The 12,769-nt window shown below is 65.3% G+C and carries 10 protein-coding genes; 6 read left to right on the plus strand and 4 right to left on the minus strand.

The window, feature by feature from the left end:
• The first annotated feature begins 3 nt into the window (after positions 1 to 3).
• The 6 genes from Amn_RS19165 to Amn_RS19190 all read left to right on the plus strand — a co-directional run bounded on the left by Amn_RS19165 (position 4) and on the right by Amn_RS19190 (position 9,311).
• On the plus strand, positions 4 to 3,855 hold the full coding sequence (locus Amn_RS19165) for a hydantoinase B/oxoprolinase family protein (RefSeq protein WP_286290935.1): 3,852 nt from the start codon (positions 4 to 6) through the stop codon (positions 3,853 to 3,855).
• 84 nt (positions 3,856 to 3,939) lie between these two features.
• Positions 3,940 to 5,511 (plus strand): ABC transporter substrate-binding protein, encoded by a 1,572-nt coding sequence (locus Amn_RS19170; protein WP_067960050.1) that lies wholly within the window; start codon positions 3,940 to 3,942, stop codon positions 5,509 to 5,511.
• 57 nt (positions 5,512 to 5,568) lie between these two features.
• Complete coding sequence (locus Amn_RS19175; RefSeq protein ID WP_067960048.1) at positions 5,569 to 6,576, plus strand: ABC transporter permease; 1,008 nt, start codon at positions 5,569 to 5,571, stop codon at positions 6,574 to 6,576.
• Positions 6,573 to 7,469: an ABC transporter permease gene (locus Amn_RS19180; protein ID WP_067960045.1), complete on the plus strand. Its 897-nt coding sequence runs from the start codon at positions 6,573 to 6,575 to the stop codon at positions 7,467 to 7,469. Before Amn_RS19175 ends, Amn_RS19180 begins: the two co-directional genes overlap by 4 nt.
• Entirely contained in the window at positions 7,469 to 8,506 is a 1,038-nt protein-coding gene (locus Amn_RS19185) for an ABC transporter ATP-binding protein (RefSeq protein ID WP_286290936.1), read from the plus strand. The genes Amn_RS19180 and Amn_RS19185 overlap by 1 nt, the downstream gene beginning before the upstream one ends.
• Positions 8,499 to 9,311, plus strand: a complete 813-nt coding sequence (locus Amn_RS19190) for an ATP-binding cassette domain-containing protein (protein WP_067960040.1) — start codon at positions 8,499 to 8,501, stop codon at positions 9,309 to 9,311. Before Amn_RS19185 ends, Amn_RS19190 begins: the two co-directional genes overlap by 8 nt.
• 130 nt (positions 9,312 to 9,441) lie before the next feature.
• On the opposite strand, the gene Amn_RS19195 is transcribed toward Amn_RS19190, so the two are convergent.
• From Amn_RS19195 to Amn_RS19210, 4 genes are all read right to left on the minus strand, one after another.
• Positions 9,442 to 10,020 (minus strand): helix-turn-helix domain-containing protein, encoded by a 579-nt coding sequence (locus Amn_RS19195; RefSeq protein ID WP_286290937.1) that lies wholly within the window; start codon positions 10,018 to 10,020, stop codon positions 9,442 to 9,444.
• Positions 10,017 to 10,400, minus strand: a complete 384-nt coding sequence (locus tag Amn_RS19200) for a DJ-1/PfpI family protein (protein ID WP_286290938.1) — start codon at positions 10,398 to 10,400, stop codon at positions 10,017 to 10,019. The genes Amn_RS19195 and Amn_RS19200 overlap by 4 nt, the downstream gene beginning before the upstream one ends.
• Before the next feature lie 31 nt (positions 10,401 to 10,431).
• Positions 10,432 to 11,598 (minus strand): MFS transporter, encoded by a 1,167-nt coding sequence (locus Amn_RS19205; RefSeq protein ID WP_286290939.1) that lies wholly within the window; start codon positions 11,596 to 11,598, stop codon positions 10,432 to 10,434.
• A gap of 174 nt (positions 11,599 to 11,772) precedes the next feature.
• Positions 11,773 to 12,711, minus strand: coding sequence for an IS481 family transposase (locus Amn_RS19210; protein WP_286290940.1), 939 nt, complete (start codon positions 12,709 to 12,711; stop codon positions 11,773 to 11,775).
• Positions 12,712 to 12,769: the final 58 nt, after the last annotated feature.

A 12,769-nucleotide genomic window follows, 5' to 3' on the forward strand; every position in this document is an offset into this window, starting at 1 on the left:
GTAATGAGTGATCTGCCCAACCGCTGGCGCGTGGGGTTCGACATTGGTGGAACCTTCACCGACTTCGTGCTCTATGACAGCCAGAACCATTCCGTCACGCTGCACAAGCGGCTGACCACGCCGCACGACCCGTCCCAGGCCGCGTTGCTCGGCCTGCAGGAACTGCTGGATCTCAAGAGCATCAAGCACGCAGACGTCGGCGAGATCGTCCACGGCACGACGCTGGTCACCAACGCGGTCATCGAACGCAAGGGCGCGCCGGTCGGCCTGATCACCACGCGCGGCTTCCGCGACCTGCTCGAAATGGGCACCGAGCAGCGCTACGACATCTATGACCTGTTCGTCTCCTTCCCCGACCCCATGGTCAGCCGCGACCTGCGCCTCGAGGTCGACGAGCGCATGAATGCGTCGGGCAAGGTGGAAACCGCGCTCGACGAAGCACAGGTCCTGCAGGCGGCAAAGGCGCTGGTCGCGCAGGGTTGCGAGGCGGTGGCCATCGCCTTCATGCACTCCTATGCCAATTCGGCGCATGAGCGGCGCGCCGCCGACATCATCCGCGCCGCCTTCCCCGAGCTGTCGATCTCGATGTCGAGCGAAGTCGTCGCCGAAATGGGCGAGTACCAGCGCATTGTCACGACCTGCGCCAACGCCTTCGTTCAGCCCCTGATGCACCGCTATCTGACCAAGCTCGAGAAGTCGCTGCGCGGTGCTGGCTTTGCCGGCGCGCTCAGGCTGATGCATTCGGCCGGCGGCCTGATGTCGCTGGAAACCGCACGCGACTTCCCGATCCGGCTGCTCGAAAGCGGCCCGGCTGGCGGCGGCCTCGCCACCGCGCTGTTCGGCAAGGCGGCCGGCCTGTCCGACGTCATTTCTTTCGACATGGGCGGCACCACCGCCAAGGCCTGCATGATCGAGGACGGCCGCGCCGAGATCTCGCCGATGATGGAAGCCGCGCGCGTCCACCGCTTCGTCAAGGGTTCCGGCCTGCCGATCAAGGCTCCGGTCATCGAGATGATCGAGATCGGCGCCGGCGGCGGTTCGATCGCCGCCATCGACGACGTCGGCCTGCTGAAGGTCGGCCCGCATTCCGCCAGCTCCGATCCGGGCCCGGCCTGCTACGGCATGGGCGGCAAGCAGCCGACGGTCACCGACGCCAACCTCACGCTCGGCTATTACGACCCGAACTTCTTCCTCGGCGGTCGCATGAAGCTCGACCTCGAGGCCGCACGTGCAGCGATTGCGCGGGTGGCTGAACCGTTGAACCTGACCATCGAAGAAGCCGCGCTTGGCATCCACAAGGTGGTGGTCGAAAGCATGGCCTCGGCTGCCCGCGTACACCTTGTCGAACGCGGCAAGGATCCGCGCGAATACTCCATGGTCGGCTTCGGCGGCGCCGGTCCGGCCCATGCGGTCGACGTGGCACGTGCCATGGGCATCAGCTCCGTGCTGATCCCACCGGCATCAGGTGCGGCATCTGCCCTCGGCTTCCTTGCAGCCCCACTGTCCTTCGAGGGTGTGCGGTCGCTGCGTGTCGAGCTGAAGACTGGCTTTGACACGGACGCCGTCAATGGCGTGCTGACCGCCCTCGAAGACGAGGGACGGCACCAGCTGACCCGCTCCGGCATCGCGGCAGGCGACATTGTTGTCGAGCGCAGCGCCGACATGCGCCTCGTCGGCCAGATGCACGACATCAGCGTGGCGCTGCCCACGACGACTCTTGGCGAAGCCGATCTGCCGGCCATTCGCGAAGCCTTCGTCCGCGCCTACTCGGCCCGCTACGCCGAGCCTTTCGAGGGCGCGCGTTTCGAATCCGTCAACTTCCGCGTCCGCGTCGCCGGCCCGACGCCTCAGTTGTCGCTCACCGGCGCCACCGGCGGCGGCGATACTGCAGCTCGGATCAAGGGCCATCGCGTCTGCTGGTTCGACGAAGGCAAGTTCGAGACGGCCGTCTACGATCGCTACGCGCTGCGCAGCGGCGACACCATTGCGGGTCCGGCAATCATCGAAGAGCGTGAATCCACAACCGTTGTCGGCCCATCCGACAGCGTCACGATCGACGCCGGCCAGAACCTCTGCGTCCAGGTCGGCGCGCTCAAGGCCGCCGATGCGTTCGTCACCGACGACATGACCCGCGCCGAGGCTGTCGCCCGCATCAAGGGCGATCCGATCGGCCTCGAGATCATGTGGTCGCGTCTCGTCAACGTCGTTGAGGAGATGTGGCTTACCGTCTGCCGCACCGCCTTCTCGCTCGTCATCGCCGAGGCGCAGGATTTTGCCTGCGAGCTGCTCGACAAGGACGGCGAGACGCTGGCCCACAGCCCGCGCGCCATGCCGGTGTTCAACCTGACGCTGCCGCGCGCGGTCAAGGCCCTGCTGGAGCGCTATCCGGCCGATACGCTGAAGCCCGGCGACGTGCTGATCACCAACGATCCGTGGCTCTGCGCCGGTCACCTGTTCGACATCGCCATCGTCACGCCGGCCTTCCGCAATGGCAAGCTCGTCGGCCTGATGGGCACAGTCGGCCACGTCTCCGACATCGGCGGCACCAAGGACTCGCTGCATGCCCGCGAGATCTATGAAGAAGGCCTGCAGATCCCCCCGATGAAGATCTTCGAGGAGGGACGGCCCAACGAGACCCTGATCCAGCTCATCCGCCAGAACGTCCGCAACGGCGAACAGGTGCTGGGCGACATCTTCTCCTTCGTCGCAGCCAACAAGCTCGGCGCGGAACGTCTCGATGCCTTCATGCATGACTATGGCATGCATGACCTCGGTGCCCTCGCCGAAGTGGTGCAGGGCCTGTCGGAAAAGGCGATGCGCGACGCAATCCGCGCACTGCCCGATGGCGAGTACCGCTCGGTCATCACCAACAATCCGCTCGGCGAGACCATCACTTACCCCGTCCTGGTCAAGGTCGAAGGCGACAGCATCACTGTCGATTTCGACGGCGCCCCGCCGCAGTTGCCACAGGGTGGTCTCAACTCGACGCTGAACTATACCGCAGCCCATGCGACCTACCCGCTGAAGTGCATGCTGACGCCTGCGGTGCGCGGCAATGCCGGTTGCTATCGCCCGTTCACGGTGACGGCACCAGAAGGTTCGATCCTGAATCCGACATATCCGGCGGCCGTGAACCTGCGCACCCGCACCGGCTGGTATCTCGCGCCGAACATCTTCGCGGCCCTGTCGTCGGCCTCACCCGAAATGGTCCAATCCTTCACCGGGCTTGCGGTTGCGGCGAACGTCTACGGCCAGACCAAGGACGGGCAGTTCTATTCGGACATGCTCTTCTGCGGCGGCGGCCAGGGCGGCTCCGAGCGCGGCGACGGCCACTCCTCGCTGTTGTGGCCGACCTCGGCTGCCAACACCTCCATCGAGTTGATGGAAAGCCGCGTTCCAGTGCTGGTGCTGGAGAAGGCATTCCGCGCCGACAGCGGCGGTGCCGGCAAGATGCGCGGAGGCCTCGGCCAGGTCGTTCGCTTCCGCAAGCGCGAAGAGGACGGACTGGAGATGCTCGTCTCCGTCTACCCAGAAGGTGTCGACAACCCGATCGACGGCCTGTTCGGCGGCCAGGCCGGCGGTGGTGCCCGCGGCCGGGTGCTCTCCACCGACGGCCGCGTGCTGCGCGACTGCGGTACCGGCGAGTTGGTGTCACTGCATCGGACCGACCAGGTGGTCGAGCTCGTGCTCGCCGGCGGCTCCGGCTACGGCAACTCCGCCGAGCGTTCCCCGGCAGCGATCTCCCGCGACCTCGCGCTTGGCTTCGTCACGCCCGACCACGTCGCGCTCAACTACCGCCACGAACCGGGAACGTCCGGCACCGTGGCACCGCAGGAAAATGTGGCCTGGGCCTGACTGCCCCATCGAGATCCGGCGGCGCCCGGCCAACTGGCGCCGCCCATTTGCAATGACGACCAGACATTCGACAGGAGCAATGCAATGACCTCTGACCAGTTCAACATCTCGCGGCGCGGCCTACTGGCCCTCGCCGGCGTCGGCCTCGCCACCACGGTGTTCCCGCGTCAGCTCTTCGCCCAGTCCGGCGGCGTCCTGATCATCGCCGCCGGCCAGGACATCCCCAATTTCGACCCGCACACCGCGACCGGCTATTCCGCCTCGTTCTTCATGCGCAACGTCTATGACCCGCTGGTGCGCATCTCGGGCAACCCGCCGGTGCCCGCCCCCGGCATCGCCGAGAGCTGGACGGTCAGCCCCGACGGCACGGAATTCACCTTCGTCCTGAACAAGGCCGCCAAGTTCCACTCCGGCAATGCCGTTACGGCAGACGACGTCGTCTACTCCTTCGCCCGTGCGCTGAAGCTCGCCAAGGGCAACTCCTGGATGATCCGTGATATCGTCACCGCCGAGGGCGTGACGGCCGTCGACGCCGGCACGGTCAAGTTCAAGCTCACCGCCCCCTTCGCGCCGTTCCTGCAGGTTCTGCCCTGGATCTTCATCGTCGAGAAGGCGGTGGTCGAAGCCAATCTCGGCAGTGATTCAGGCGAAACCTATCTTATGACCAATACTGCCGGCTCCGGCCCATTCTCGGTTGCCCGCTTCGAGGTCGGCACACTCTATCAACTGGCCCGCGCGCCTGAGGCCTGGCAGGCCGGCGGCGGCAACCTCGAAGGCGTGATCTGGCAGATCGTCCGCGAAACCGCTACCCAGCGCCTGATGATCCAGCGCGGCGAAGCCCACATCGCCACCGACCTCACCAGCGAGGATATGGACGCGCTGAAGGACGCCTCGGGCGTCGTCAGCGTCATCGAGCCGGAATACCGCACCTTCTCGATCAAGATGAACACCCAGCACGGCCCCTGCGCCGACATCAACCTGCGCAAGGCGATCTCCTACGCCACCAACTACCAGGCGATCCTCGACGCCGCGGGTTATGCCGACCTGATGAAAGGCCCGCTGCCGATGGGCATCCTCGGCTTCGACGCCAACCTTGCCGCCTATGGCACCGACATGGCCAAGGCCAAGGAGTTCATGGCCAAGTCGGCCAAGCCGGAAGGCGGCTTCAAGCTCAAGATGTACCACGTCTCGGGTCTCGAGCAGCAGCGCCGCTGGGCGCTGATCATGCTCGACAGCCTCAAGCAGCTGAACATCGACCTCGAGATCGTGCCGATGAACTGGCCCGACATGGTCACCGCCTGCAAGTCGCCGGAAACCTTCCCCGACCTGTTCCCGGTCTACCAGACGGCAAACTACGGCGACCCCGACAACATCGCCTATGCGGCCTACCACTCGTCGCGCAACGGCGCATGGCAGAACGCGGTGTACAAGAACCCCGAAGTCGACGCTCTCATCGAGGCCGGCCGCAAGGAAATCGACCAGGCAAAGCGCGTCGCGATCTATGGCGAATTCCAGAAGAAGGTCGTCGAGGACGCCCCCGACGTCTTCGGTGTGCTGGAGCGCCGCAAGCTCGCCATGCGCGACACCGTGAAGGACTATCACTTCACCCCGGTCGCCTCCAATGCCATCGAGGCCTGGGGCCTGTCGCTCGGCTAAGTCGAACATTTGGCGGGCCTTCGGGCCCGCCAAAGCTCCAACCAAAGGACATCGGCAATGCTGCATTTCATCCTGCGGCGGCTTCTGCTGCTCATACCGGTCATCGTCGGACTGACGATCATCATGTTCGCCATCGCTCGCCTCCTCCCGGGCGATCCGGTGGCACTCGCCGCAGGTCCGAACGCAACGCAGGCCGAAATCGCAGCGCTTGCCGTGGAGTATGGCCTGGATAAGCCGGTCTGGGTGCAGTACGGCACCTATGTCTCCGGCCTGATGCATGGCGACCTCGGCACCTCGCTGCTGACGCGCCGACCCGTCGCTGCCGATATCAAGGCCTACCTGCCCGCGACCCTCGAACTCGTTTTCGCAGCGATGTTCATCGCGGTTGCCGTTGGCATCCCGCTCGGCCTCATCACCGCCGTCTGGCGCAATCGCTGGCCCGACTACCTGGCCCAGGTCGGCGCCATCGGCGCGATCTCGATGCCGCGCTTCTTCCTTGGCCTGCTGCTGCAGCTCTGCTTTGCGATGTGGCTGATGTGGCTGCCGCTCGGCGGCCGCCTGCCGATCGTCGTCATCCCGCCGCGCTTCGTCACCGGCTTCCTGACCATCGATTCCCTGATCGCCGGCAACTGGAACGCCTTCTTCATGTCGCTGCGCCACCTGGCGCTTCCGGCCATCGCCATGTCGCTGTCTCCGCTCGCCACCATCATGCGCATGATGCGTGCCTCGACGATCGAGGTGATGCAGCAGGATTACGTGATGACCGCACGCGCGCTCGGCCTGCCGCAGCGCAAGATCATCACCAAATACGTCGCGCGCAACGCCGTCTCGGCGACGCTGACCGTGATCGGCCTCTATTTTGGCTGGCTGCTCGGCGGCACCGTGCTGGTTGAAACGGTCTTCGACTGGCCCGGTCTCGGCCTCTACGCCACCAAGGCCATCGTCTCGCAGGACATGATGCCGGTGATCGGTGTCGCCCTGGTGATCGGCCTGCTCTTCGTATTCGCCAATCTCGTCATCGACCTGCTCTACGGCGTCATCAACCCCAAGGTCCGCTACTCATGAGCACCACCGAACACAACATTGCGGACGATTTCGCCACGCCGCGCCGCGACAGGCTGCGCCGCGCCTTCTTCCGCTTTTCACAGAGCAAGCTGTCGATGCTCGGCGCCGTGATGGTCGCGGCGGTGATCTTCTTCACCGTCTTTGGCACCGTGCTCGCCCCCTATCCCGAACATGTCGCCGGCGGCGTCGACACCGCTTCGCGCTTCATGCCGCCATCGGTCGCCCATCCCTTCGGCACCAATGAACTCGGCCAGGACGTGCTGTCGCTGGTCATGGCCGGCACCACCGTGTCGGTGCTCGCCGGCTTCGGCGTCGTGCTCATCGGCTCGGTGATCGGCACGCTGGTCGGTGCGGTCGCCGGCTTTGCCCGCGGCTGGATCGACGAGGTGCTGATGCGGCTGACCGACCTCACCTTGACCATTCCCGGCCTGATCCTTGCAATGGCGATTGCTGCGGCCCTCGGCTCGGGTTTCGGCAATATGGTCATCGCCATTGCCCTGTCATGGTGGCCCGGCTATGCGCGGCTGGTGCGTGGCGAGGTGCTGGCAGCGCGCGAGGAGGTCTATGTCACCGCCGCCCGCGCCCTCGGCGCAACGCCCAAGCGCATCCTCTTCCGCCATATCCTGCCCAATGTCGTCTCGCCGATCATCGTCAAGATGTCGCTCGACATGGGGTTCGCCATCCTGACCGTCGCCGGCCTCGGCTTCATCGGCATCGGCGTTCGTCCGCCGACACCCGAATGGGGCACGCTGCTGTCTGTTTCGCGCTCCTACATGCCCGACTACTGGTGGACGGCGATGGCGCCCGGCTTGGCGATGTTCCTGGCCGTGTTCGGCTTCAACCTGCTCGGCGATGGCCTGCGCGACGTCCTCGATCCGAAGGCGAGGCGCTGATGACCCGGCCTCTCCTTTCGATCCGCGACCTGCACCTCAGGATGTCCAGCTTCGACGGCCGGGCGCATGTGCTGAACGGCATCAACCTCACAGTCAACCGAGGCGAGATCTGGGGTCTCGTCGGCGAAAGCGGCTGCGGCAAGTCGCTCACCGGCCTGTCGGTCTCGCGCCTGCAGCCGACGCCGCCGGCGCACTACACCGCCGGCGAAATCCTGCTCGAAGGCAAGGACCTGCTCAAGCTCAGCCAGACTGAGATGCAGCGCCTGCGCGGCAAGCGCATCGGCATGATCTTCCAGGATCCGACGACCAATCTCAATCCAGCCTTCCGCATCGGCGAGCAGCTCGTCGACGTGGCGCTGGCCGCGGCCGACCGCGATCCTGATGTCATCGGCTGTTCGCCCGATGCCGGCCAGCGCGAACGCCGCCAGGCCGCGCGCAAGCTGGCCGGCGAGATGCTCACCCGCGTCGGCATCCCCAACGCATTGGCCCGGCTCGACGACTATCCGCACCAGTTCTCCGGCGGCATGCGCCAGCGCGTTCTGATCGCCATGGCCCTGATCGGCCGCCCCGACCTTCTGATCGCCGACGAGCCGACGACGGCGCTCGACGTCTCGGTCCAGGCGCAGATCCTCAAGCTGATCAAGAACAGCGTCAACGACTTCGACATGGGCGTCGTGCTCATCACCCACAATCTCGGCGTCGTCGCCCAGACCTGCAGCCATGTCGCTGTCATGTATGCCGGAAACATCGTCGAAAGCGGGCCGGTCGCAGCAGTCATCGGCAACCCGGTCCATCCCTACACACGCGCCCTGATGTCGGCGATCCCGACCCGTGAAACCAAGCGCGGCGAGCTTCGCGGCCTTGCAGGTTCGGTACCGAACCTGATCACGCCGCCGCCGGGCTGCCGCTTCGCGCCGCGTTGCCAGTTTGCCCAACCCGCCTGCACGGCGGCCATGCCGCCCCTGGTGTCGTTGGGCGACAGCCATGCCGCCGCCTGCATCCGCGTCAACGAAATGGAGGCGCTCGTCGATGACTGAGATCATGCTTGAGATCGACAACGTCTCGAAGATCTACCCGGGACGGCGCGGCATATTCGGCACCTCAGCCGAGGTCCATGCGCTGAAAAACGTCTCGCTCAGCGTTCGCAAAGGCGAGAGCTTTGGCCTTGTCGGCGAAAGCGGCTCGGGCAAGACGACGCTGACCCGTTCGATCCTGCATCTGGAAACGCCGACATCGGGCAGCATCCGCGTGCAGGGCCAGGACCTGGGCAAACTCTCCGACGCCGAACTGCGTCGCCTGCGCTCGCGCGTCCAGATCGTCTTCCAGGATCCTTACGCCTCGCTCAACCCGCGCATGTCGGTCTACGACATCGTCACGGAACCACTTGTCATCCACCACGAGACGCTCGGCCTGACCAACAGGCAGCGCAGCGACCGCGCCGCAGAACTGCTTTCGCTCGTCGGCATGGGCCCGCAGCACCTGCACCGCTATCCGCACGAATTCTCCGGCGGCCAGCGCCAGCGCATCTGCATCGCACGCGCCCTCGCCTCGGGTCCTGAACTGCTGCTGCTCGACGAGCCGACGTCGGCGCTCGACGTCTCGGTTCAGGCGCAGGTTCTCAACCTGCTGTGCGAGCTGCAGGACCGCCTCGGCCTGACCTATTTCTTCATCAGCCACGATCTCGCCGTCGTGCGTTATCTCTGCGACCGGGTGGCGCTGATCAACCGCGGCGAGCTCGTCGAACAGGGCGACTGCGCCGAGATTTTCGACGCCCCGAAAAGCGAGTACGCCCGCATGCTGATCGGCGCTATGCCGGAGGTGAAGGTGCCGGAGACTGCCTGAGTGATCACGGAATATCCGCAGTTCGAAAGAAATGCCGACGGTTCGGCCTGACTACGCCCGGCCAATACACGCCAGCGGTGGCCCGTGGGCTCCAATAGGCACCCAATCGAAATATACCGATGTTACAGCTTCACAGCGCCGGCGATCGACGGGAGGCTTCCGTCGGCGACAGGCCGGTCATCTTACGGAACACCCGGCTGAAGTGCCCGGCATTGGCGAAGCCGGACTGGAACGCCACCTCGCCGACCGGATTCTTGCCGGAGCTCAACAGGCGGGTGGCTAGGCTAATGCGCAGCTTCAGATAGGCGCGCGCGGGGCTGGTTCCGAGCTGACTGGCGAAATCGCGGTCAAGCTGCCGGGTGGACACGCCGACCGACCGGGCTACGTCGACGATCGCAAGCGGTTCCTGGAGGTTGCTTTCCATCACCAGCAAGGCCCTGCGTACCGAAAGCGTCTTCGCCTCGGGGAAAAGCTCGAGATTGGGCTGCACGGCATCGGCATCCCTGACCCTGTCGAGCAGCAAGATGCGCGACGCCTTGGCGGCCGACTGCTCGCCGATGACCCCTGAGACCAGATGGGCCGCGAGGTCTGCGGCGCCTGCCCCGCCCGAGCATGTCGCCCTGTTGCCATCGACGATGAAAAGTCGGTCGCAGGAAGCGTCGACGTCGGGGAAACGGGAGCGGAAATCCTCGATGTGGAACCAGCTCACCGAAGCCTGTGGCCGTCGAGCAAGCCCATCTCGGCAAGTACGAAGCTGCCGGTGCACAGGGCACCAACGGGAACGCACTTTCTTGCCGCGCTTTCGACGAAGCTCTCGGCCGATGCCGGCAGCGAGTTTTTCCGCCCGAGCAGCCCGCCGACCACAAGGATGTTGTCGTAATCCTCAGGCCGGAGGGCCGGTGCGGTCGGCATCAGCTCGATGCCGGAACTCGCCCGGATGGGCAGCCCCAGCTCGCCGATGATCTGCCAGTCGAAGGCCGCACGTCGGCTGCGGTCACCCTCATCCCCGGCCAGCCGGAGCGTGTCGACGAACAACGACAGCGGCGACAGCGTAAAGTCGCGGGCGAGGACGAATGCGAAGCGCTTCATGCCGGCATAGTCGACCGAAAATTCCGACTTTTCAAACTCCGATGGCTGGTCTCCCCTGCTTGCTTCCGGCGCGCCAGGAAGCAATCAGGCTCGCCGCTACGGCAATGGCCGCGAGGATGGCGCCTGTCCACGGCAAGGCCGCTGCGGAACCTCGATCGAGCGCCAGCCCGCCGATCGCGGTGCCAAGAGCCACGCCGACATGCATCGCCGACAGGTTGAGGCTGACGCCGGCTTCCGCGGTCTCAGGCCCCGCGCTGATCAGGAAGCTCTGCACCACTGGCGAGATCATCCAGCTAATGCAGGCCCAGACCATCATCAGGCCGAGGAACGCCATCGGCATGGAAGAGACGGCCGGAATGGCAAGCAGGACCGCCAGATAGGCAAGCGGGACGACAAGGATCGCGGCACGCGGCGTGACGACGTCCGTCAGCCAGCCGCCGAGATAGCCGCCGCTGACGCCGGCCACGCCAAAGGCCACGAAGATGGGTACGAGCGTGTCGTCGTCGAAGCCGACCGCGTCGACTGCATAAGGTGCGAGATAGGCAAACAGGACGAAGTGACCACCTATCATCAGGATCGACACCAGCTGCCCGGACAAAAGCCGCAGCGACCCGACATGGCGACGATAGCCCGCCATGTCGCGCGGCCCTCTGCTTGAAACAGGCAGCAACAGCTGGCAGAGCGCAAGAATCAACAAGGCCAGCAACGCCAGCGCCAAGAACACGATGCGCCAGCCAAACAGGCCGCTGATCAACATTCCGGCGGGCACGCCCAGCACCATCGACCCGCTGATTCCCATGAAGATCAGGCCGATTGCCCGTCCGCGCCTGTCGGGCCCGGCGAGCTCGGTCGCCAGCATGGTGGCCACGAGACAGGCGGTGGCGCTTGCCGCTGCCATGGCGATGCGTGTTGCAAACAGCACCGCGATGCCAGGACTCAAGGCTGCAGCCAGATTGCTCAGAAAGAACGCCGCCAAGGCGAAAACGAGGATCGTCCTGCGCTCCATGCGCCGGGTCAGCACAAGCGCTGCCGGCGCTGCGAGCGCAAAGGTCAACGAGAAGACGGCCGTCAGCTGACCGGCAAGCCCAAGCGAAACGCCAAGGCCCAAGGCGACATCGGGCAGAATGCCGATGACGATGTTTTCGGCCGTGCCGGTGGCGAACGTCGCCAGTGCCAATAGAAAGATTCGAGGGTCCATATTCTGCCTTCCGACCATGACTGCGCCATGCCGGAAGGAGAAAACCGCCCTGACACAGCACGTGCTTGCCGGGTTTCGAGGCTGAGCTTCGGTTATCCCTCTAGCAGCTTGATATCACGCAATGGCGCTGCAGCGGAAGGGCAGCGCAGCACCAAGGCCAAGATCGGGAGCCGCCTAGTTGTCGTTTCCAAGAAGGTTGTTCAGTCTTTGGAACGGGCTGATGCCTCCAAGGGCCGAGTGTGGGCGTGCCAGGTTGTAGTTGGCTGCCCATTGGTGAATGGCCTTGGCGCGTTCGTTCGATGAGGCGTATGGCCTGGCATAGGCCCATTCTCGCAGCGAAGTCTGGATGAAGCGCTCGGCCTTGCCGTTGGTGCGCGGGGTGTAGGGCCTTGTGCGGATGTGTCGGGCACCGGCACCTTGGAGCGCCTGGGCGAACAGTTTGGAGCGATACGCCGAGCCGTTGTCGGTCATCACCCGCTCAACCCTGGCGCCCAGCCTGGCGTACCAGGCCAGTGCCCGGTTGAGGAACCCAGTGGCATCATCCCGGCCCAGGCTTGGCAGCAGTTCGACATAGGCGAGGCGGGACGCATCGTCGATGGCGACATGCAGGTGTTCGTAGCCGATGCCTCGGGCGCGATGATGCCCCCGGTGCTGGCCCGTGATCCGGTGGCCAACGCCGTCGATACGGCCCAGGGTCTTGATGTCGATATGGATCAGTTCGCCCGGCCGCTGCCGTTCGTAGCGCAACACCGGGGGCCGGGGATCGAGCCAGGCCAGCCGGTTCAGTCCCAGCCGGCGCAGCACCAAGCCTACCGTCGAACGCGCCAGGCCCAAGGACCGGGCAATTGCCGGCCCGGTCATGCGCTGGCGCCGCAACTGCTCGATCCGCGACACCTGCATGGCTGCCAGCCGATGCCGGCAGTTGCGCGGCGCTGAACTGCGATCGTGCAGAACCCGGTCGCCGGCCCGGTAGCGGTCGAGCCAGCGATAAGCCGTTCGTTCCGAAACCCCGGCCGAACCGGCAGCACGCCGCACGCTCCAGCCCTGTTCAATTCGTTGCACCAAAAGCACTCGACCTGACGGCGTCAGACGCGCATTCTTATGGACGTTCATTCGGGGAGCTCCACTGAAGGTTGGTTGGCTTCGCAACCCCAGCTTCTCAGTCCCTCCT

It is taken from the genome of Aminobacter sp. Y103A, assembly GCF_030294925.1.
GTDB lineage: Bacteria > Pseudomonadota > Alphaproteobacteria > Rhizobiales > Rhizobiaceae > Aminobacter > Aminobacter ciceronei.